This window comes from Campylobacter sputorum subsp. sputorum (assembly GCF_008245005.1).
In the GTDB taxonomy this organism is placed as follows: Bacteria; Campylobacterota; Campylobacteria; order Campylobacterales; family Campylobacteraceae; genus Campylobacter_F; species Campylobacter_F sputorum.
The window spans coordinates 98,368-118,944 of sequence record NZ_CP043427.1 but is presented as its reverse complement, the minus strand read 5'-3'; the positions used below and the strand labels follow the sequence as shown (position 1 = coordinate 118,944).

Below are 20,577 nucleotides of genomic sequence, written 5' to 3'. Positions count from 1 at the left end.
CTAGATATGAAATACTTTTATTCATCTTTTGTAATTACTGCCATTGGTCTTATTTTATCTTATTATATAGGCGGATTTAGCGCTATTTATATCTGTTTTTTACTTGGTGTTTTAGAAATTAGTCTTAGTTTTGATAATGCTGTTGTAAATGCAAAAGTGCTAAAAAATATGTCCCCTATTTGGCAACAAAGATTTATAGTTTGGGGAATTCCTATAGCTGTTTTTGGAATGAGATTTATTTTTCCAATTCTAATAGTATCTATTGCTGCTAAAATAGGAATGATTGAAACATTTATGCTGGCACTAAATAATCCTGATAAATACCATGAAATACTCTCAAATCATAAAAACGAAATTTATATCTTTGGTGGTGGATTTTTACTTATGGTTTTTAATGAGTTTTTCTTTGATGATACTAAAGACACTCACTGGATTAAACATCTAGAAAACAACCCGATAACCAAATTTACATCTAGTATCCAGAGCATAAGCGTGATTATAGCCATCGCAGTTGGAATTCTTATAACTTGGATTACAGCAAATTCAACATATGCTATTGCTTATTTTAGTGCTATTTTGTTGCATATTATTATAAGTAGTTTTAATGAAAAATTTAGTTCAGGCGGTATCAGAAGCGGACTTATGGGATTTTTATATCTTGAAACTCTAGATGCTAGTTTTAGTTTTGATGGAGTAATCGGAGCTTTTGCACTAAGTGAAAATATATTTATCATAATGATTGGGCTTGGCATAGGAGCTATGTTTGTAAGAAGTATAACGATATATTTGGTTAAGAAAAAAACACTTGATTCATTTATATACCTTGAACACGGTGCACACTATGCTATACTTTGTCTGGCACTCATAATGTTTTTTAAAGTTTTTCGCGAAGTAAGTGAAATTGTAACTGGAACTATCGGCTTTGCATTTATACTAGCTGCGTTTATTGGTTCTGTGATTTATAATAAAAAAAATATATGATTTGCGGTATAGATGAAGCCGGTAGAGGTGCATTAGCCGGCGAACTTGTGATCGCGGCTTGTGTTTTAAAAGCGGACATTGCAGGACTTAACGATTCAAAAAAATTAACCCCCAAAAAAAGAGAAGAGTTGTTTAAAAAAATTATTAAAAACAGCGAATATCTTATAGTGTATTTTAGTGCTAAATTTATTGATGATTTGGGACTTAGCGAGTGTTTAAAAAAAGCTTTAATAGTGTTTAGAGATAAATTTAAAGATTGTGATATCATTTATGATGGAAATTTAAATTATGGGGTTGGTGGCATAAAAACTATGATAAAAGCCGATCTTAAGATAAAAGAAGTTTCAGCTGCAAGCATTTTAGCAAAAGTTAGCAGAGATAGACAAATGATACTTTTTGATAAAATTTATCCAAATTACGGATATAAAAAACATAAAGGGTATGGCACAAACTCGCATTTACAAGCTATATCAAAATACGGAGAGTGTGAAATAAGTAGAAAAACATTTAAAATAAAGAAATTTATACAACCGACTCTATTTTAAATTTATAAATTTTAACATTTTTTTACCTAATTTAAGCTACAATACATTTAAAAAAGGCTTAATAATGCGTATCAAAGAACCACATACACCTTATATATCAAGAAAAATATCACTAGATCTTTTAAATTCAAAAATGGTAACTATAAATGGCGGAACCGAGCGTATAGAACAGATTGCAACGCAGATATTAAATGCAGACATTGCAAAAGAAAGGGCACTAGAAGAGAGAGTTAATGAACTTTTAGCACAAAATGAAAGTGAAATGGATGAAAGAAATATAGACAGAAAAAGTATGTTTTGGCTCGTGAAGAAAAAACTTGCAGATGAGTATGATGTTACTTTATCTTACGATGATAGATATAGCAATGTTTCAAGGGAAATTTTAGAAACATTATGGAAAAAAGACGTTATTGATTATAATGTTTCTGAAAATAAGATAAAAAATATTATTTATAGTTCTATTGAAACTTATATAAAAAGTTATGACGATGTAGAAAATGAAGTTTTAAAAAAGATAGAAAATTATAAAAAGAAGCTAATACCGGGAACCGATGAGTATGACTTGGTATTTGAAAAATTATACAAAGAAGAGCTAAGTAAAAAAGGATTTTATTAATGGATGCATATATCTATCTTGAAAATGGCGTCTACTTAAAAGCAAAAGCATTTGGAAAAAGCGGAACTGTTTGTGGAGAAATGGTTTTTAACACTTCTATGAGCGGTTATGAAGAGATAATGAGCGATCCAAGTTATGCTGGTCAATTCATAGTTTTTACAATGCCAGAAATTGGCATAGTTGGTATAAATGAAGATGATATGGAGAGTTCAAAAATTTATGCAAGTGGCGTTATTATGCGCAAATTTAACAACACACCATCAAATTTCAGATCACAAAAAACACTAGAAAATTTTTTTGAAGAACAAGGTAAGATAGGAGTTTATGACATAGATACAAGATATCTTACTAGCATTTTAAGAGATAATGGAAGTTTAAATGCTATTATTTCTACAACTATAAGCGATAAAGAAGAGCTAAAAAAAGAACTTTTATCATCAGCAAAGATAGATGAAATTAACTATGTAAAGCTAGTTAGCACAAAAAACTCATATTCTCATAACCAAGCTGCTTGGAATCATGATAAAAAAAGCTTTAATGTCTTAAATTCAAAAGGTAAAAAAGTAGCAGTTATCGACTATGGCTGTAAAAAAAATATACTAAATGAGCTTTGTGAAGTTGGTATAGAAGTAGAAATTTATCCACATGATGTAAAAGCTAAAATTTTGATAGATAAATTTAAAAAAGGCGAAATTCAAGGCGTATTTTTAAGCAACGGACCAGGTGAACCAAGAATGCTAAAAGATGAAATAGCTCAAATCAAAGAGCTTATAAAAGCAAATATTCCTATGTTTGGAATTTGCCTTGGACACCAACTTTTAAGCAATGCTCACGGGTATGAAACTTATAAACTTAAATTTGGACAACACGGTGCAAATCATCCTGTTATAAATTTACAAACAAAAAGTATAGAGATTACAACACAAAATCATAACTATAATGTTCCTGAAAGCATTAGCGAGATTGCCGAAATTACACATAGAAATCTTTTTGATGGAACTATAGAGGGCGTAAGATACAATAACGGAAAAATCTTCTCGGTTCAACACCACCCTGAGGCTAGTAGCGGACCAAACGAAAGCAAATATATATTTAAAGAGTTTTTGGATATTTTATGAGTGCTTATGAACTCATAAATATCGCTATAATATCCTTTACTGCAAGTTTTGGGCATTGTCTTGGAATGTGCGGGGGATTTGTTATAGCTTACAATATGAAGTTAAATAATATCGATGAGTCAAAAAGACCATTGTATGTTTTTACTTATCATTTTTATAGAATTTTAGCTTATGTCCTGCTTGGTGCGTGTTTTGGAGCATTTGGCTCACTTTTTGCACTTTCTTTAAAAACTAGAGCATATTTGTATTTTGCTCTTGGAATGTTTTTGGTTTTAATAGGTGTAAGTTTATTAAAAAGAGGAAAACTGCTTAAAATGCTAGAAAATGATAAAATTTTTATATCCCTGTTTAAAACTAAAATAAAAAAGTATATGGGTCTCTCATCACTAAAAGCATTTGGAGTGCTTGGATTTTTAAATGGGCTTATACCTTGTGGAATAGTGTATTTTTTTGCAGCAATGGCAATAAGTAGCGGAAATATCGTAAATTCAATTTTAATAATGCTTGTTTTTGGGATTTGCACATTGCCAGCACTATTTGGTTTTTCTTTTCTATCTAGAGTAATTAGTGATAATTTTAAAACAGCGATGCACTATGTTAGCTGCATTTTGATGATAATGTTTGGACTTTATCTATCTTATACTGGATTTATAGCTGTCAATGGTTAATGTAAATTTAAAACTTAAACAATACCAAGATGCCATAGATGAGAGCAATATAGTATCAAAAACGGATGTCAATGGCATTATAACTTTTGCTAATGATGAGTTTTGTAAGATAAGTGGATATAACAGAAATGAATTAATAGGTAAAAATCATAATATCATAAGACATCCTGATGTAGAAAAATCGGTATTTGAAAACCTTTGGCGAACTATTTTATCAAAAAAAGTATATAAAGGTATCATAAAAAATAGAGCAAAAAATGGACATGAGTTTTACCTAAACGCAACGATAATACCTATACTAGATACAAATGGAGATATAGAGGAATTTGTTGCTATTAGACATGATGTAACTGATGTTATACTTCTTAATCAAAAATTATTAGAAACTCAAACTCAGTTAAAAAACCTAAATGATAGCCTGGAACAAAGAGTGGCAGAGCAAACAAAAGAGCTTTTAAATATCAATAAAAACTTACACAATATCATAGATCAAGAAGTTAGAAAAAATGAAGAAAAAAGCAAATTTATATTTCAACAATCCCGCCTTGTATCAATGGGTGAAATGATAGGAAATATAGCTCATCAATGGCGACAACCCTTAAACGAATTAAGTATAAATTTATTTACTTTAAAAGAAAATGTATCAAATAGTAACAAATTTGAGCAAATTTATAATCATTCAAAAACTATAATAAAAAGTATGTCAAAAACTATAGATGATTTTATGAATTTTTTTAAAGCGGATAAAAAAAGAGAGGTATTTTTGTTAAAAGAATCTATAGATCACGCACTGTTTATAACAAAAAGAACTTTAACAAATGAAAATATTCAAATCAAAATATCAAATTTAGAAGATGTATATATATTAGGTTATAAAAGCGAACTTACACAAGTTATTTTAAATTTGATAAACAATTCAAAAGATGTTCTTAAAAATTTAAATAAGTCTGAAAAAATTATAGAAATAAAACTAAATACAGATGAAAATGATATAATACTTAAAATAATTGATAATAGCGACGGAATAAAAGAAGAGCTGCTAAGTAAAATTTTTGAACCATATTTTACAACAAAACATCCAAGTTCAGGGACTGGTCTTGGGCTTTATATGAGTAAAATGATTATAGATGGTATGGGCGGTAGTATAAAAGCTATAAATGTCGATAATGGTGCTTGTTTTGAAATAAAATTAAAAAAGGGAAATTTATGAACACAGAATTATTAAAAGATCTAACTTTACTATTTGTAGAAGATGAAGATGATATAAGAAAATCTATGCAATATGCCATTGGTGATAAATTTCGCGATATTATAATGGCTCAAAATGGCGATGAAGGACTTAAGAAATTCAAAAAATATAATCCAAATATAGTTGTTACTGATATAACAATGCCAATAATGGATGGTCTTAGTATGACTAAAGAGATAAAAAAAATATCAAAAGATATACCAGTAATTGTTCTTAGTGTGTATAGCGACAAAGAAAAGCTTATAAAAGCAATTGATTTTGGAGTAGATAAATATCTAATAAAACCTATCGATATGGAAGAATTTTTAAATGCAATCAATCATATAGCACTAGATAAAATAGAAGCTTTAAATATCATAGAAATTGGCAATGGATATAGTTTTCACAGCATAAAAAGAGTTTTGATAAAAGATGATGTTGAAATACCGTTAACAAAAAAAGAGCTTGCATTTATATCACTTCTAATCAAAAGACTTGGAACTGTGGTTTTACACGAGGATATAAAGAAAAATGTTTGGGCTAGCCAAAAAGTAAGCGATGCTGCAATTAGAACTTTTATCAAAAGAATTAGAGATAAAGTTGGAAATGACCTTATAAAAAATGTTTCTGGCTTTGGATATAAAATGGATTATAAATAAAAAGCTATATTTTGTTTCAACTATTTAACAAAATATAAATACTTTAAGTTTATTTGTATTTTTTTTAATATATAATTACCAAAATATGTTATAAAAATGTAACATAAAATCATATAGGAGGATTTTCATGCAGCCAAAATTTGCATTGAATTACGATTATACAGTCGCTAAAATGTTCCTAATTTCTACGATAGTATTTGGTATTATAGGTATGTTGATTGGTGTTATTATATCTTTTCAACTAGCTTATCCAGACCTTAACTATCTAGCAAGCGAATATGGAACATTTAGTCGTTTAAGACCACTTCACACAAATGGAGTTGTTTACGGATTTATGTTATCTGGTATCTTTTCTACCTGGTACTATTTAGGTCAAAGAGTTCTTAAGGTATCGATGAATGAGTCGCCGTTTTTGATGTTTATAGGAAAACTACATTTTATACTTTATGTAGTAGTTATACTTCTTGCCGTAGTTTCTCTTTTTGCTGGAGTTACAACATCAAAAGAGTATGCAGAACTTGAATGGCCAATAGATATATTAGTTGTTCTTGTTTGGGTATTGTGGGGTATAAGCATATTTGGACTTATTGGTATAAGAAGAGAAAAAACACTTTATATATCAATATGGTATTATATAGCTACTTTCCTTGGAGTTGCAATGCTTTATCTTTTTAACAATATGGAAATTCCTACAAGACTTCTTACAGGAATGGGAAGCTGGTTACATTCAGTTTCTATGTATGCCGGAACAAATGATGCATTGGTTCAATGGTGGTGGGGGCACAATGCTGTTGCATTTGTTTTTACTGTTGCCATAATTGCTCAAATTTACTATTTCTTACCAAAAGAAAGCGGTCAACCTATATTTAGCTATAAGCTTTCGCTATTTTCATTTTGGGGATTAATGTTTGTATATTTATGGGCAGGCGGACACCACCTTATATACTCAACCGTTCCAGATTGGATGCAAACAATGGGATCAATTTTTTCTGTTGTTCTTATACTTCCATCTTGGGGTTCAGCTATAAATATACTTCTTACAATGAAAGGTGAATGGAGTCAATTAAGACAAAATCCTTTAATCAAATTTATGATGCTTGCTGCAACATTTTATATGTTCTCAACTCTTGAAGGTCCAATCCTTTCTATAAAATCAGTAAATGCACTAGCTCACTTTACAGACTGGATTCCAGGGCATGTTCATGATGGAACACTTGGCTGGGTTGGATTTATGACAATGGCTGCACTTTATCATATGACTCCAAGAATATTTAAAAGAGAAATTTACTCAAAATCTTTAATGGAAGCACAATTTTGGATTCAAACAACAGGTATAGTTTTATGGTTCAGTTCAATGTGGATAGCAGGAATAACACAAGGTATGATGTGGAGAGCTACAGATGAGTTTGGAAATTTAGCATACTCATTTATAGACACAGTAACTGTTTTGGTACCATATTATTGGATAAGAGCTATTGGCGGACTTCTTTATTTTATAGGATTTTTCATGTTTACATACAACATCATAAAATCAGTTTCATCAGATAAAGAATTAACAAGCGAACCGCGCAATGCTTCGCCTATGGCTGCGTAAGGAGTTAAACATGTTTAATTGGTTAGAAAAACATCCATTTTTCTTTGCTGTTGCTGTTTTTGTAGTAATAGCTTATGCTGGTATAGTAGAAATTTTACCTGATTTTGCAGATAGAGCAAGACCGGTTGAAGGTAGAAAACCTTATACTGTTTTGCAACTTGCAGGAAGACATATTTATATAAAAGATAGCTGTAATGCTTGCCATTCACAACTTATTAGACCATTTAAGTCAGAAACTGATAGATATGGTGCTTACTCAAAAAGCGGTGAATACGCTTATGATAGACCATTTTTATGGGGATCAAAAAGAACTGGACCAGATCTTTTCAGAGTTGGAAATTATAGAACTACAGATTGGCACGAAAATCATATGAAAGATCCTACTTCAGTAGTTCCAGGCTCGTTAATGCCAGCTTATAAGCATATGTTTAGCAAAAATGCAGACATAGAAACTGCATATGCTGAAGCATTAACTGTTAAAAAAGCCTTTAATGTTCCTTATGATATGGAAGGAATGCCAAAACTTGGAACTTGGGACGAAGCTAAAGCACAAGTAAAAGCTGAGGCTGAAGCAATAGTAAATGATATGAAAGATCAAGATGTTAAAGATGCTTTTGAAAGAGGTGAGATAAGACAAATAGTAGCTCTTATTGCTTACCTTAATAGCTTAAAATAAGGTTTTGTTATGGAAATAGAGACTTTAAGAGAGTTACAAGCTTATGGATATTTCTTCTTTATAGTGTTTTTAGTTGTAGTTTTATATGGGTATTTTTACCATCTTATAAAATCTGAAAAAAAAGGAAGAAGAAATTATGAGAAATACTCTAAATTGGCACTTGATGATGAATTAAACGAAAGACCAATAGAGCCTATTTCCCAAAATCAAAACAATAACACAACAAGGAATTAAATATGAAATGGTTTAACTTAGAAGACAACATAAATTTGCTTTCTATAATTGGTGCCATAGCAATAATAATATTAACAGTATTTGTTGTTGGTTTATATATGAAGCAAATGAAAGAAAAAAGACCGGACTCTGAGCTTAGTGGTGATGAGTGGGATGGAATAGGCGAATATTTAAATCCACTTCCATTGGGATGGGCTGTTACTTTTTTTGCACTTATTGTATGGGCGATATGGTATTTTTTGATAGGGTATCCTCTAAACTCATACTCACAAATCGGTGAATATAACGAAGAAACATCTATAGCAAATGATAAATTTAAAGCTAAATTTGCAAATGCTGATGAAAAAACTTTACACGCTATGGGCGAGGGAATTTTTCTTGTTCAATGTTCAGCATGCCATGGAATTCTCGGGAATGGAATGGATGGCAAAGCTATGGATCTTACTATGTGGGGAAATGAAGAAGGTATAGTTCACAGCTTAATAAAAGGCTCTAAAGGTCTTAACTATCCTCTTGGCGAAATGCCTGCTGGTCTTGTAAGCGAAGCTGATGCAAAAGCTGTTGCTGCTTATGTAGCAAAAGAAATTTCACCTATAAAATCAACTTCAGCAAGTCCTGATATAATAGCGCAAGGAAAATCTATTTTTGATGCAACTTGTACAGCTTGTCATGGCGTTGATGGTAAAGGCATGGAAGGTTCTTCTCCAGATTTATCAAAATACGGCTCAAGCGAGTTTGTGATAGATGTATTACAAAGAGGTAAAAAAGGTATAATAGGAAATATGCCTCAATTTACAGATGGTAGATTAAACGAAGTGCAGAAAAAAGCTGTTGGCGAATATGTGCTTTCGCTTTCAAAATAAGGAGCTAAATAATGGAAAATCAAAATAGAAGTATTTTTTCAATTCACGGAATAACAGGAATGCTTATCGCAACTGTTTTGCTTCTTAGCATACTTGGTGTATTAACTTATCTTGGAATTGGTGAGCAACAAAGTGTTATGCAAAAACCATATAGTCTTGAAAAAGCTGAAAATATACAAAAATTCAGCAAAGACAGCGAAAAACATATGGTTATAAAATAAGGAGAAAAAATGTCAAGTGTATTTGAATATCTTATAGTTATAGGACTTATTGTATCAGCGGCAGTTTGTGCGTGGGCAGTTCTTACTCCAAATCACCTATTTGTTGGATAAATTGTGATTAAAATATTTATAAAGAGTAGCTTTATAGTTACTCTTTTTTTTTCTACTATCTTAAATGCAGATGATTTTGTCTTAGCTAATGATGAAATTTTAAAAGCACCTTTGGTTGAAAAAATATCGTCTATTGGTAATGAAATGCTTGCAAAAAGCGGAGTATTTGTTGGCATTGTAGCCATAGACAGCTTAAATGAAAAAAAATTAAAAGATATAACTCTTTCATATGCGTCAAATATAAAAAAACCTTATGTTATTTTATCATTAGTAAAAAAGGATCACTTAGTTGATATTTATGAAAGCAATAAAGAACTTTTAAAAGAATTTGACAAAGAGCAAATTTTAAGTGTAATTCCAGGAAGAGGAACGATAATACCAATCCTTGCAAATACAAAAAAAGATAGTGCTCCATCTTATGATGCAGCCTTACTTAATGGATATGCAGATATTGTAGAGCAAATCGCTCAATACAGAAAAATAGAACTTAAAAATGCTATTGGAAACTCAAATAAAAATACCATAAATGTATTTAGAGCTATATTTTACTGCGGAATTTTGGTTGTAGTTTTTGCATTTTTATACTATAAATTTAGGAAAAAATATGCAAAATAAAAAAACATTTTGGCCTTATGGTATAGCACTTTCACTTTGTGCTATCATAATTGCTTGTATTATAACCATCATAATTGGCACTAAAAACCCAGTTCATATGGATAATTTTTATTTTGAAAAATATCAAAATGTTGAAAACAACTTCTTTGATATACAGCAAAAAGATAAAAAATTTAAAAGTGAATTTGATTTCGAATTAAAAAATTTAAATTTAAGAACATATAAAAACCCAAATACAAATCAAACTTTTGAGGTTTTAGATATAAAAACAAACAAAGAAAATTTATTATCTTTTAAACTAACTCCAAAATCTAATAAATCTATAAATGATATAACCATAGAAGCTTTACTAACTAAGCCAGATACCAATGATTTTAATAAAAAATTAGATATAGCGACAAAAGAAGATGGATTTGATATATCTATAAATCCAGATAAAATAGGTCGTTGGCAACTTATGTTAAAGCTAACAAGCTCAAAAGATTCCATAAGTTTTTATAAATACGAGCTATATGCAAACTAATCTATATGTATTTTCTACAACTAGGGCTATAAGAGAATTTATAAAATCTCATCTAAAAACAAACTCACTACTTCCAAAAGCAATAACCATAGGCGAGTTTGAAAAAAATATAGTCTTAGTAAAAAATAGAAAAAAAGCAAGCGATATAGGCGCTTTGCTTTTAATGAGAAAAGCTTGCAAAAACACACAAAATTTACACGATAAACTTGGAATTCCAAAGGAATTTTTTGCATTTTTAAAAAATAGCGACTATATTTTTTCATTTTTTAAAGAACTTTCAAACGAAGGTGTGGAAATTTTGTCTCTACAAAATTACGATACATACGCAAATTTTGACGAGCATTTAAAAATACTAGATCAACTTTATAAAAACTATATAAATGAGCTTGAAAAAAACGAACTATACGATGATATTACACTACCAAATTTATATGAGATAAATGAAGCTTATGTAAAAAGATTTAGTCAAATTTTTATAAATATAGATGGTGTGCTAAGTAATTTTGAATGGGATTTGATTACAAAAATATCATCTTATTGCGAAATTATTATAAAACTAAAAGCAACAAATTTAAATCAAAAAACATATAAAAAAGTTGAAAAATTATACAACTTAAATTTAAAAGAAAATATGTTATATGAGATAAATTTAAAAGAAAATATGTTATATGAGATAAATTTAAACAAAAAATGTATCACAAATTCCCAAGCATTGCCAAATTTAAATCATATATATGTTAGTAAATTTGATTTATACTCTACTCAATGTGCTTTTGTTTTTGAGAGAATTTCGCATCTAGTAAATATTGGAATTAACCCGAGCAATATCGTAGTCATACTTCCAGATGAAAGTTTTAGTGAAGTTTTAAAAATTCACGATAGATTTAATATGCTAAATTTCGCTATGGGATCTAGCTTCAAACATACTCTTTTTTTTCAAAAATTATCTGTTTTTATGGATATTTTAGATAGTAAATTTGATGAAAATAACATAAAGTATTTTAAAGATAGTTTTAATATCAGTGATGACATTTTAAATTTAGGAAAGAAATATTTTTTAAATAGTTGCGATTATGATAATTTTACTGATATTTTAAATTTATTGTGCGAAAACTTGCAACTTGATTTTGAAAGTAAAAATTTTATAGAAAATGAGAAAATATATATAAACTCGCTACTTAAATTTGAAAATTTAAATTTAAAAGAGATATTAGAACTTTTAAAACTAAGATTAGCAAATAAATCTCTTAGTATAACAGGTGGCGGCGAAGTTACAGTTCAAGGGATATTAGAAAGCAGATCCTTGCAATACGAAGCTGTGATAGTAGTAAGTTTTAACGATCATTTGGTGCCAAAAAGAGATGTAGGAGAGCTATTTTTAAACTCTCAAATAAGGCAAAAAGCGGGTCTTGTTACATATTTTGATAGAGAAAATTTACAAAGATTTTATTATAAAGAGCTTTTTAGAAACGCAAAACATATTTATATTTCTTACATAGAAGACGAACAAAGTATGAAATCTAGGTTTTTAGATGAACTTTCGTATCAAAATTTAGAAGCTTATACGCAAAAATCTTATCTAAATTCTCTTTGTTTTTTTAAACCAAATACAATAAATTTAAAAAAAGATGAAATAGTATTAAAGCATGATTTTTTTAAAAACCCTCTATCTTTTAGCAGACTCGAATGCTTTTTAGAGTGCAAAAGAATGTATTTTTACAAATACATAAAAAATTTATATCCACCAAATACCAACGAAAAACCATTTGGAACCATACTTCATAATAGTTTAAAAAATTATTATGACACACATAAAATATTTGATAAAAATGAGTTTGAAAAGATATTTTTAAATGAATGTGAAAACAGATATAAAATACAAAAAGAGCTTATTTTACTATCTCTTGATACTTTTGAAAAAAATGAAAATCAAAGATTTAGTGATGGATGGGGCATATTTGCATTAGAAAAAGAATTAAACGCTAATATAAATGGAGTAAATTTAAAAGGAATTATCGATAGAATAGATGTAAAAAACGGCAATTACGCAGTTATAGACTATAAAAGTGGAAAAATAAAAGAAAACAGCTTTCAACTAGTTTTTTACGAGCTTTTAAGCGGTGCAAATGAGAGTTATTATTATGACTTAAAAGATACTTTTTCATTAATAAAACCTAAAAAAACAAAAAGTAAAGAAGAGCTAAAAGAGAAGCTAGATGAGTTAAAAACCGAATTTCAAAACCGTGTTAATTTCGAAAGAAATTTATCAAAATGCGAATATTGCCCATACACACTAATATGTAAAAAAGAGTTGATATGATAGATTTTTACGAAGCACTTGGAGCTAGTGCTGGAAGCGGAAAAACCTTTAAACTAAGTGTTAGATACATAGCTTTGGTGCTAATGGGTAGAGATATGCGAAAAATACTAGCCATAACATTTACAAAAAAAGCAACAAATGAGATGAAAACTCGCATATCGCAAACATTTTTAAATTTACATACCAAAAAAGCTGAACTAAATGAAATTTGCAAACTTCTAAATAAAAGTGAGCAAGAAATCATAAATTTGCGCGATAAAGCAAAAGAGAGATTTTTATCAAGTGAGCTAAGAATACAAACTTTTGATGCGTTTTTTAGCTCTATTTTAAGACTATTTTCTCTAAATTTAGGACTTATGCCGGATTTTGAAATTACAGACAACTTATATGATGAAACTATAAATATTTTAGTCCAAAACGCAAATGATAACCTCATAAAAAAAATAGCTTCATATATAAAATTTAGTGGAGATAATCAGCTAGAATTTTTTGAAACGATAAATGCAATATATGAAAATTTAAACGATATAAATTTTGTAAATAATGTAAATTTTCCAAACGATCAAAAAATATTGCAAAATTTTCAAGACCTAAAAACATACGCCATAACGCTTAGTAGCAACGCTCGCTATATAAATTTATTTGATAAAAATATAAAAGATTTTATACTAAATGTTGATTTAGAAAAAAACTACTTTAAAAATATAAAAGATAACAAAGAGTTTATTGCAAAATTTAACGCATTTATGGATAGTGCTGAGATTTATTTCAAAGAATTTGAAGCTTATAAGCTAAAAGAACTATTTGAAATTGTCAAAAGATATAAATTAGCAAGGTTTGAGCTAAATAAAAATAAAAATTTACTAAGTTTTACCGATATTTCAAAACTTACTTATGAGCTTACAAACACACAAAACTACCGCGAAATGCTGTATTTTAGGTTAGATTCTAAGATAACAGATATTTTGATAGATGAGTTTCAAGATACAAATGTGCTTCAATACAACATTATTAAGCCCTTGATAGAAGAGTGTATAAGCGGAATAGGACAAAATGGCATCGGAAGTTTCTTTTATGTTGGAGATATAAAGCAGAGTATTTACAGGTTTCGCGGCGGGAAAAAAGAGCTTTTTGATAAACTAAAAAGTGATTATAAACAGATAAAATTTAGCAACTTAGATACAAATTATAGAAGCGATAAATGTTTAGTTGAGTTTGTAAATGATACATTTAAAAATGTTATAAAAAACTATGCAATACAAAAACCAAATAATCAAGATGATGGATATATCGAAATTTGCTCATGTGAAAAAGAAAAAATTTATGAGAAAATTTTAGATAAAGTAAATTTCTTAAAATCACATAATATACCTGAAAATCAAATCGCTATATTATGCTGGAAAAACAATGATATAGAAAATATAAAAACTTACCTACAAAACAATGACATAAAAGCTGTATCGCAAAGTTCTGTTTTGATAATAAACTCAAAATATGTCAGGATTCTTATAGAATATGCCAAATTTTGTTATTTTAACGACAACTACTATTTATATAACTTACAGGCATTTTATGACGAAGCTCCAAGCAAAATTGAGATAAATTTTAATTTAAATTTAAAAGATACTTTATACAAAATGGCAAAAGAGTTAAAGCTAGATTTTAGCGATAAAAATATGCTTAGATTTTTTGAAATAGTCGGAAAATATGAAAATTTTATTCAATTTATTTTAAATATAGAAAATGAAAAAGAAAAAAGCATAAACGAAGCCATAGATGGCGTAAATTTACTGAGCGTTCATAGCTCAAAAGGACTTGAGTTTAAGCATGTTATAGTTGTTGATATGATTGGCAAAGAGAACAATCGCTCGCCTAAATTTTTGTTTGAATACGATATATCAAATAATAACTGGGAGATAAGGCTAAATGATAAAGTTTTTGAAAAATTAGATAGTAAATTTGTAAATTTAAAAACATTATCCAAAACACTTGATGATGAAGATAAAATAAATCAAATTTATGTAGCATTTACAAGAGCTAAAAATTCACTTATAATAATCGCAAAAAGCGATGCAAACGGCAACTCACCTTCGCTATTTAAAAAATACATATCAAACAAACAAGAAGTAAAAATTCTTGATTTAGAAGATAAAATCATAGGAAATATGAGGAAATTTGCAGATACAAAAGCAAATCAAACTCAAGAAGATGAAAAAATAAATTTTATAAACATAAATAGACAAAATCTCATAAATTTACAAGAAGAAAAAGAGTTAAATTTCAAATCAGCACTTTTTGGCACCGCACTTCATTTTATGATAGAAATGATGAATCAATTTGATGAAGAAAATTTACAAAATGCCTACATTATACTTGAAAACAGATATGGATCGCTTTTAGATGAAAATGAGATAAAAGATATAAAAAACAGAGTAAAAATGCTTATAAAAAATAAGAAATTTTTAAATTTATTGCAAGGTTTTACACTTTTAAAAGAGCAAGATTATACATTTGAATCTGTTTTAAAAAGAGTAGATTTACTTGCTATAAATGAAAATAGCAGGGAAATTTTAATATTTGATTATAAAAGTTCAAAAAATTTCTTTAATGAGAATGTATCTCAAGTTAAAGAGTATATTGCCAATTTAGAAAACATATATCCAAAGTATAAAATAAATGGATATCTTGTTTTTTTACTTCAAAATGGTTCTCAAATAGAACTTGTATAAAATTTCTTATAAATAACTTAATTTAAGCAAAGTATAAGTAATATTTAACTAAAATCACGGAATATTTTTAGGCAAAGGGTTAAATTATGACAAAGATAACTAAGCCAAGCGAAATCAAACGCGACTGGGTTGTGATTGACGCTAATGGCAAAATTTTTGGTAGATTACTTACAGAAGTAGCTACTTTATTACGCGGAAAACATAAACCATGCTATACTCCAAATGTTGATTGTGGAGATTATGTGGTTATCATAAATGCTTCAAAAGCTATAGTAACTGGTATAAATAAAGCTGAAGACAAACTATACCACAGACATTCAGGATATTTTGGAAGTGTTAAAAGCGAAAAATTTGGTGATTTACTTGAAAAAAATCCAGTAAAATTATATAAACTTGCAGTTCGCGGAATGCTTCCAAAAACAAAATTAGGCAAAGATATGATTAAAAAACTTAAAGTTTATGAAGGAAACGAACATCCTCATACCGCTCAAATAAAGAAAGAAGGAAAGTAATATGGCTATAGTTTATGCAACAGGAAAAAGAAAAACAGCCGTAGCTAAGGTTTGGGTAAAGCCAGGTAGCGGTAAAATATCAGTAAATGGAATGGATTTAAACACTTGGCTTGGCGGTCATGAGGCTATTAAACTTAAAGTTGTTCAACCGCTTCTTGTAACAAAACAAGAAACTTCTATGGATATCAAAGCACAAACACTTGGTGGTGGTTATAATGCACAAGCTGAAGCTTTAAGACACGGAATTTCAAGAGCTCTTGCTTCAATGGATGCTGATTTCAGAGCTTTATTAAAACCAAAAGGTTTATTAACTAGAGATAGTCGTGTTGTTGAGCGTAAAAAATATGGTAGAAGAAAGGCTAGAAGAAGCCCGCAATTCTCAAAAAGATAATATATTTGGGGAGTTTTTCTCCCCTACTCTACTTCTTATTTTTCATTTTCTCAAATTTAAAATTTCACAAATCAACTCATATAATAAAATTTATTAATTAGAAAAATTTTTATTTTTAGTTTACCATTATTATGTATAATAGTTTTAATATTTTTAATAAGGAGAAAAAATGTTTGAGTTAAGAAAATTGCCTTTTGAACCAAAAGATATTAGTGGAGTTGTAAGCGAAGAAACCTGTTCTTTCCATTATGGAAAACATCATCAAACTTATATAAATAATCTAAATAAACAACTAGAAAATAGTCCTTTAAAAGATGATCATTTACTAGACATCATAATGAAATCAGAAGGGGGACTTTTTAATAATGCCGCACAAGTTTATAATCATGATTTTTATTGGGATTGTATTGCTAAAAAATCATCTATGAGTAGTGAGCTAAAAGAGGTTCTAGAAAAAGACTTTACAGATTTTAAATCAGAATTTATAGCTGCTGCAACTGGACTTTTTGGCTCTGGTTGGCTCTGGTTAGTTCATAATCTAAAAAATAATAAGTTAGAAATAGTAGGCACAAGCAATGCTGCTACACCTATCACAGATGGCAAAGTTCCACTTCTTGTTGTAGATGTTTGGGAACATGCTTATTATATAGATTTTAGAAACGCAAGAGCAAAATATCTTGAAGAATTTTATAACCACATAAACTGGGAATTTGTTTCAAAAGCTTATGAATGGTCTAAAAAAGAAGCCTTAGAATCAGTTAGATTTTATATCAACGAAGTTCATCCAGAAGCCAAAAAAGCTTAGTCTTTATAAGCTCCAAAACGAGACAATACTATCTCGTTTTGGTCTTTATATACTACTTTTGCTAAAAAATGTCCATCTGTTTTATTTATCTCTAAAGATATAGGAAAATCTTCTTTTAATTCATATCCTTTATCATCTTTGCTAACTACTACAACTTCACCTTGAGTAGCATTTTTTAAACTAGAAAATATCGTTTTAATGCTGCCACTATTTATATAAATATTTTCAAATGATTCAATGCTGTTTTTTATGTTAAGTAATTTTTCTTTTATACTGTTTTCATATAAATTTTTTAGTGTTTCATCTTGTTTTTGCGAAATTTCTTTGATATTTTGTTTATAAATATCTTCAAGCTCATCTTGTGCATCTTGTCTATTTTGCGAATTTATGGATATCATTTTATCATATTTTTTATTTATTAAGCTACCACCTATGATAACAGCACCAAGTGCAATTACCGTAGTTATGATAAAAAACCCTATATGAAATCCACCATTTTTCTGCGACAAAAGAAAACACAAAGCAAGCATTATTATAAAAATAAAACCTATTGTTATAAAAAAGCTTTTTAAACTCTGTTTTTTCTTATTTTTTAAAGACAATAGATTGTTATAAAATTTAAGATTAGAGCTTTCTAAATTTGATGAATGTTCTATTTTTACCGCTTTTTTCTTCTCTTCAAATTCTAAACTTTCTTTACTTTTATTTGATATAAATTTTATAAACTCATCTTTGTGTAATTTAGAATTTTCTTCATCAAACTCCATCTCATCTAAAGACTCTTTTATATAGCTTAATTGTTCAAATATGCTTTTTTTTGATTCATTTTCTATATTAAAATTTGGCTTTTCATCATCTTTTTTTATTTTCTTATCAACAAAATTAATTTTGTATTCATCCATGCTTGAAATAATGTCTTCTTTTTTTAACAAATCATCTCTTAACTCCGCATAATCATTAAAAAATGGGTCTTTTTTTATTAGTTTAAGAGTATCTACATTAAATCTAAATGCATTTTCTAGTTCATTTTTAGCTTCATCAAATCTCTTTTTTAACACTAAAAATTTAGCCATCTCATATCTTATAAAAGCTAAGTTTTCATCGCTATTTTTTGCATCGCTAAGTATGCTTATACACTCATTTTGTTTCCCTGCCATTAAATAAGCTCTAGCTAAAAATGCCGCACATAATGCATAAGAGCTAATGTCGTTGGATTTTTTTGCGATTGATATAGAATTTATCAGAGCTTCTTTTATTTTTATAAAAAATTTCTTTGAGTTTTTTGTCATCAAAACATACGCAAAATAAAAATTTGAAGCAAAATCAAGAGGTTTTAATTCTAAGGCATTTTTTAAATGTTTTAAACAAGCTTCTATATTCCAAATTTCAAGTGCATTATTTGCTTCCATTTTCTGTTCATTTAACGCCATTGCATTTGGATAATTCGTATTTTCATCATTTGTTAAAACAAATTTGTCATTATTTAAAAACAGAGATTTGTCTAAAAGTTCATTTAGTTCAAATTTAGCAATCTCAAATTCGCTAATCACTCCTTTTGATATATTTTCTTGGTTATAAAGATACATAACTTTAAAATTTTCTTTAGCATATTTTTGAAACTCTGGCTCTTGTTCATCCAAAAGATACTCATTTCCTAAAAATATTATAACTATTTTTGAATTATAAAATTCCGCCAACAAAAGCTTGAGTATGTTTTTAGCTTCATTTAATTCTTTTGATAAATCCAACAAAAAAACACTAAGATTTCCATTTTTTAATTCATAAAAAAGTTCATCGTCAAATTCGCCATTTTGCAAAATATAAGTAGAGAAGAATAAATTTTTAATACCGTCAAATTTACTTTCAAGATAACTCACATCAAAAAATACATTACTATATAAGCAAAGTCTAAAACTATTTTCCATAAAACATCCAAGTAAAAAATTCTACGAAGTATACCAAAATTTGGTAAAATATTGTAAATTTTTTATATAAAAAGGAAAAACAAATGAATATATGCTTTAATGGTAATTTACCTAAAATTCATAAAAATGTTTTCATAGCAAGTGGGGCTAAAATTATCGGGGATGTCCATATAGATGATGATAGCAGTGTTTGGTTTAACTGCGTTTTAAGAGGCGATGTAAATTTCATAAAAATTGGTAAAAAAACAAATATACAAGATCTTACCACAATTCATGTTTGGCATAGAGAATTTGATAAAAATGGCAACTTGATAGACGAAGGCTCTCCTGTTATTATCGGAAATGAAGTAACCATAGGGCATAATTGCGTGATACATGGGTGTAAAATACAAGATAGAGTATTAATTGGAATGAACTCTACTATAATGGATGGAGTGGTTATAGGAGAAGATTGTATAGTTGGGGCTGGAAGCTTAATAACAAAAAATAAAAAATTTCCTCCTTACTCACTTATACTTGGAAATCCTGCAAAGCTTATAAGAAAACTAAGCGATGAAGAGATAAAATCTATAAAAGATTCGGCAATTTCTTATGTAAAATTTAAAAACAATTATAAAGAAAATGAGTAGATTTTTTTTAAATTTGATATAAATTTTTCTATTTGAGCATTTAAATGTTTTAAATCTCCGCTATTGTCTATAACAAAATCAGCCATTTTTCTTTTTTCTTCTATATCTATTTGTAAATTTAGTCTTTGAAGTGCAGTTTTTTCATCGATTTTATCTCTTTTTGTTAGTCTTTTAAGCACAGTTTGTTTTGGCGTATAAACAACTACAACTTTATTAAAATCATAATTTTTTTTCTCATAAAAAAGCGGTATATCTACAAAATATGGAAAATTTGTCTTTTCTAGCTCATCTGCTAACTTATAAATTCTCTCTTTTATCTTCGGATGCAGTAAATTTTCTAATTTAGTAAGTTCAAATTTATCCTTAAAAACATACTCGCCAAGTTTTTTACGATTTACTTTTTTACTATCGACAAACTCTTTTCCAAAAATTTGAGCTATTTCATTTGCCAACTCATCTAATACATTGTGACTTATCTCATCAGCATCAATTACTTTAAAACCATATAATTTTAAAATATTTGCAACACTACTTTTGCCGCTTGCAATACAGCCTGTTAAAACAATAGCATATTTGTATTTCATTCTTATCCTTTACTTGGATTTTATCAACTT

The 20,577-nt window shown here is 28.4% G+C and carries 22 protein-coding genes; 20 read left to right on the top strand and 2 right to left on the bottom strand.

The features are described 5' to 3' along the window. Positions 1–6 precede the first annotated feature (6 nt). From CSPT_RS00615 to CSPT_RS00525, 19 genes are all read left to right on the top strand, one after another. The gene (locus tag CSPT_RS00615) at positions 7–981 is read left to right on the top strand and encodes a DUF475 domain-containing protein (RefSeq protein ID WP_089181829.1); all 975 of its coding nucleotides are present in this window, start codon (positions 7–9) and stop codon (positions 979–981) included. Then, entirely contained in the window at positions 978–1,526 is a 549-nt protein-coding gene (gene rnhB / locus CSPT_RS00610) for a ribonuclease HII (RefSeq protein ID WP_089181828.1), read from the top strand. Before CSPT_RS00615 ends, rnhB begins: the two co-directional genes overlap by 4 nt. A 64-nt stretch (positions 1,527–1,590) precedes the next feature. After that, positions 1,591–2,142, top strand: a complete 552-nt coding sequence (locus CSPT_RS00605) for a DUF507 family protein (RefSeq protein WP_089181827.1) — start codon at positions 1,591–1,593, stop codon at positions 2,140–2,142. Beyond that, positions 2,142–3,260 carry a glutamine-hydrolyzing carbamoyl-phosphate synthase small subunit gene (gene carA / locus CSPT_RS00600; protein WP_089181826.1) on the top strand — a complete coding sequence of 373 codons (1,119 nt, stop codon included), beginning with the start codon at positions 2,142–2,144 and terminating at the stop codon, positions 3,258–3,260. Before CSPT_RS00605 ends, carA begins: the two co-directional genes overlap by 1 nt. Continuing rightward, positions 3,257–3,928 carry a sulfite exporter TauE/SafE family protein gene (locus CSPT_RS00595; protein WP_089181825.1) on the top strand — a complete coding sequence of 224 codons (672 nt, stop codon included), beginning with the start codon at positions 3,257–3,259 and terminating at the stop codon, positions 3,926–3,928. Before carA ends, CSPT_RS00595 begins: the two co-directional genes overlap by 4 nt. Beyond that, positions 3,921–5,138 carry a PAS domain-containing sensor histidine kinase gene (locus CSPT_RS00590; RefSeq protein ID WP_089181824.1) on the top strand — a complete coding sequence of 406 codons (1,218 nt, stop codon included), beginning with the start codon at positions 3,921–3,923 and terminating at the stop codon, positions 5,136–5,138. Before CSPT_RS00595 ends, CSPT_RS00590 begins: the two co-directional genes overlap by 8 nt. Continuing rightward, positions 5,135–5,815, top strand: coding sequence for a response regulator transcription factor (locus CSPT_RS00585; RefSeq protein WP_089181823.1), 681 nt, complete (start codon positions 5,135–5,137; stop codon positions 5,813–5,815). Before CSPT_RS00590 ends, CSPT_RS00585 begins: the two co-directional genes overlap by 4 nt. Positions 5,816–5,942: 127 nt before the next feature. Then, the gene (ccoN, locus tag CSPT_RS00580; RefSeq protein ID WP_089181822.1) at positions 5,943–7,409 is read left to right on the top strand and encodes a cytochrome-c oxidase, cbb3-type subunit I; all 1,467 of its coding nucleotides are present in this window, start codon (positions 5,943–5,945) and stop codon (positions 7,407–7,409) included. Positions 7,410–7,419: 10 nt separating this feature from the next. Further along, complete coding sequence (gene ccoO, locus CSPT_RS00575) at positions 7,420–8,085, top strand: cytochrome-c oxidase, cbb3-type subunit II (protein ID WP_089181821.1); 666 nt, start codon at positions 7,420–7,422, stop codon at positions 8,083–8,085. A 9-nt stretch (positions 8,086–8,094) separates the two neighbouring features. Continuing rightward, positions 8,095–8,319: a cytochrome c oxidase, cbb3-type, CcoQ subunit gene (locus tag CSPT_RS00570; protein WP_089181820.1), complete on the top strand. Its 225-nt coding sequence runs from the start codon at positions 8,095–8,097 to the stop codon at positions 8,317–8,319. A gap of 2 nt (positions 8,320–8,321) precedes the next feature. Continuing rightward, positions 8,322–9,182 (top strand): c-type cytochrome, encoded by an 861-nt coding sequence (locus tag CSPT_RS00565; RefSeq protein ID WP_089181819.1) that lies wholly within the window; start codon positions 8,322–8,324, stop codon positions 9,180–9,182. A gap of 11 nt (positions 9,183–9,193) precedes the next feature. After that, positions 9,194–9,403 carry a DUF4006 family protein gene (locus CSPT_RS00560; RefSeq protein ID WP_089181818.1) on the top strand — a complete coding sequence of 70 codons (210 nt, stop codon included), beginning with the start codon at positions 9,194–9,196 and terminating at the stop codon, positions 9,401–9,403. 114 nt (positions 9,404–9,517) lie between these two features. After that, a complete protein-coding gene (locus tag CSPT_RS00555) occupies positions 9,518–10,129 on the top strand; it encodes a hypothetical protein (protein WP_089181816.1) in 612 nt (203 codons plus the stop codon). Beyond that, positions 10,119–10,652, top strand: a complete 534-nt coding sequence (locus CSPT_RS00550; RefSeq protein ID WP_089181815.1) for a hypothetical protein — start codon at positions 10,119–10,121, stop codon at positions 10,650–10,652. Before CSPT_RS00555 ends, CSPT_RS00550 begins: the two co-directional genes overlap by 11 nt. After that, on the top strand, positions 10,642–12,972 hold the full coding sequence (locus CSPT_RS00545; protein ID WP_089181814.1) for a PD-(D/E)XK nuclease family protein: 2,331 nt from the start codon (positions 10,642–10,644) through the stop codon (positions 12,970–12,972). The genes CSPT_RS00550 and CSPT_RS00545 overlap by 11 nt, the downstream gene beginning before the upstream one ends. Next, positions 12,969–15,701 (top strand): RecB-like helicase, encoded by a 2,733-nt coding sequence (locus tag CSPT_RS00540; RefSeq protein ID WP_089181813.1) that lies wholly within the window; start codon positions 12,969–12,971, stop codon positions 15,699–15,701. The genes CSPT_RS00545 and CSPT_RS00540 overlap by 4 nt, the downstream gene beginning before the upstream one ends. Before the next feature lie 86 nt (positions 15,702–15,787). Beyond that, positions 15,788–16,213: a 50S ribosomal protein L13 gene (gene rplM / locus CSPT_RS00535; protein ID WP_089181812.1), complete on the top strand. Its 426-nt coding sequence runs from the start codon at positions 15,788–15,790 to the stop codon at positions 16,211–16,213. A gap of 1 nt (position 16,214) precedes the next feature. Then, positions 16,215–16,604, top strand: coding sequence for a 30S ribosomal protein S9 (gene rpsI, locus CSPT_RS00530; RefSeq protein ID WP_089181811.1), 390 nt, complete (start codon positions 16,215–16,217; stop codon positions 16,602–16,604). 169 nt (positions 16,605–16,773) lie between these two features. Then, positions 16,774–17,409 carry a superoxide dismutase gene (locus tag CSPT_RS00525; RefSeq protein ID WP_089181810.1) on the top strand — a complete coding sequence of 212 codons (636 nt, stop codon included), beginning with the start codon at positions 16,774–16,776 and terminating at the stop codon, positions 17,407–17,409. Here the strand turns inward: CSPT_RS00525 and CSPT_RS00520 are convergent. Continuing rightward, complete coding sequence (locus tag CSPT_RS00520; protein WP_089181809.1) at positions 17,406–19,334, bottom strand: tetratricopeptide repeat protein; 1,929 nt, start codon at positions 19,332–19,334, stop codon at positions 17,406–17,408. The two genes, CSPT_RS00525 and CSPT_RS00520, sit on opposite strands and share 4 nt — an antisense overlap. Before the next feature lie 83 nt (positions 19,335–19,417). Here CSPT_RS00520 and CSPT_RS00515 point away from each other — a divergent pair, with 83 nt between their 5' ends. After that, positions 19,418–19,963, top strand: coding sequence for a gamma carbonic anhydrase family protein (locus CSPT_RS00515; protein WP_089181808.1), 546 nt, complete (start codon positions 19,418–19,420; stop codon positions 19,961–19,963). On the opposite strand, the gene coaE is transcribed toward CSPT_RS00515, so the two are convergent. Beyond that, positions 19,945–20,547 carry a dephospho-CoA kinase gene (gene coaE, locus CSPT_RS00510; protein ID WP_089181807.1) on the bottom strand — a complete coding sequence of 201 codons (603 nt, stop codon included), beginning with the start codon at positions 20,545–20,547 and terminating at the stop codon, positions 19,945–19,947. The two genes, CSPT_RS00515 and coaE, sit on opposite strands and share 19 nt — an antisense overlap. Positions 20,548–20,577: the final 30 nt, after the last annotated feature.

Coding starts and splice junctions, on each gene's coding strand:
- CSPT_RS00605 (WP_089181827.1), top strand. CDS start 1,591: ATGCGTATCAAAGAACCACATACACCTTATATATCAAGAAAAATATCA.
- CSPT_RS00550 (WP_089181815.1), top strand. CDS start 10,119: ATGCAAAATAAAAAAACATTTTGGCCTTATGGTATAGCACTTTCACTT.
- CSPT_RS00515 (WP_089181808.1), top strand. CDS start 19,418: ATGAATATATGCTTTAATGGTAATTTACCTAAAATTCATAAAAATGTT.
- CSPT_RS00565 (WP_089181819.1), top strand. CDS start 8,322: ATGAAATGGTTTAACTTAGAAGACAACATAAATTTGCTTTCTATAATT.
- CSPT_RS00520 (WP_089181809.1), bottom strand. CDS start 19,334: ATGGAAAATAGTTTTAGACTTTGCTTATATAGTAATGTATTTTTTGAT.
- CSPT_RS00590 (WP_089181824.1), top strand. CDS start 3,921: ATGGTTAATGTAAATTTAAAACTTAAACAATACCAAGATGCCATAGAT.
- CSPT_RS00540 (WP_089181813.1), top strand. CDS start 12,969: ATGATAGATTTTTACGAAGCACTTGGAGCTAGTGCTGGAAGCGGAAAA.
- coaE (WP_089181807.1), bottom strand. CDS start 20,547: ATGAAATACAAATATGCTATTGTTTTAACAGGCTGTATTGCAAGCGGC.
- rpsI (WP_089181811.1), top strand. CDS start 16,215: ATGGCTATAGTTTATGCAACAGGAAAAAGAAAAACAGCCGTAGCTAAG.
- ccoN (WP_089181822.1), top strand. CDS start 5,943: ATGCAGCCAAAATTTGCATTGAATTACGATTATACAGTCGCTAAAATG.
- CSPT_RS00585 (WP_089181823.1), top strand. CDS start 5,135: ATGAACACAGAATTATTAAAAGATCTAACTTTACTATTTGTAGAAGAT.
- CSPT_RS00570 (WP_089181820.1), top strand. CDS start 8,095: ATGGAAATAGAGACTTTAAGAGAGTTACAAGCTTATGGATATTTCTTC.
- rplM (WP_089181812.1), top strand. CDS start 15,788: ATGACAAAGATAACTAAGCCAAGCGAAATCAAACGCGACTGGGTTGTG.
- CSPT_RS00595 (WP_089181825.1), top strand. CDS start 3,257: ATGAGTGCTTATGAACTCATAAATATCGCTATAATATCCTTTACTGCA.
- CSPT_RS00560 (WP_089181818.1), top strand. CDS start 9,194: ATGGAAAATCAAAATAGAAGTATTTTTTCAATTCACGGAATAACAGGA.
- CSPT_RS00525 (WP_089181810.1), top strand. CDS start 16,774: ATGTTTGAGTTAAGAAAATTGCCTTTTGAACCAAAAGATATTAGTGGA.
- CSPT_RS00545 (WP_089181814.1), top strand. CDS start 10,642: ATGCAAACTAATCTATATGTATTTTCTACAACTAGGGCTATAAGAGAA.
- CSPT_RS00615 (WP_089181829.1), top strand. CDS start 7: ATGAAATACTTTTATTCATCTTTTGTAATTACTGCCATTGGTCTTATT.
- ccoO (WP_089181821.1), top strand. CDS start 7,420: ATGTTTAATTGGTTAGAAAAACATCCATTTTTCTTTGCTGTTGCTGTT.
- rnhB (WP_089181828.1), top strand. CDS start 978: ATGATTTGCGGTATAGATGAAGCCGGTAGAGGTGCATTAGCCGGCGAA.
- carA (WP_089181826.1), top strand. CDS start 2,142: ATGGATGCATATATCTATCTTGAAAATGGCGTCTACTTAAAAGCAAAA.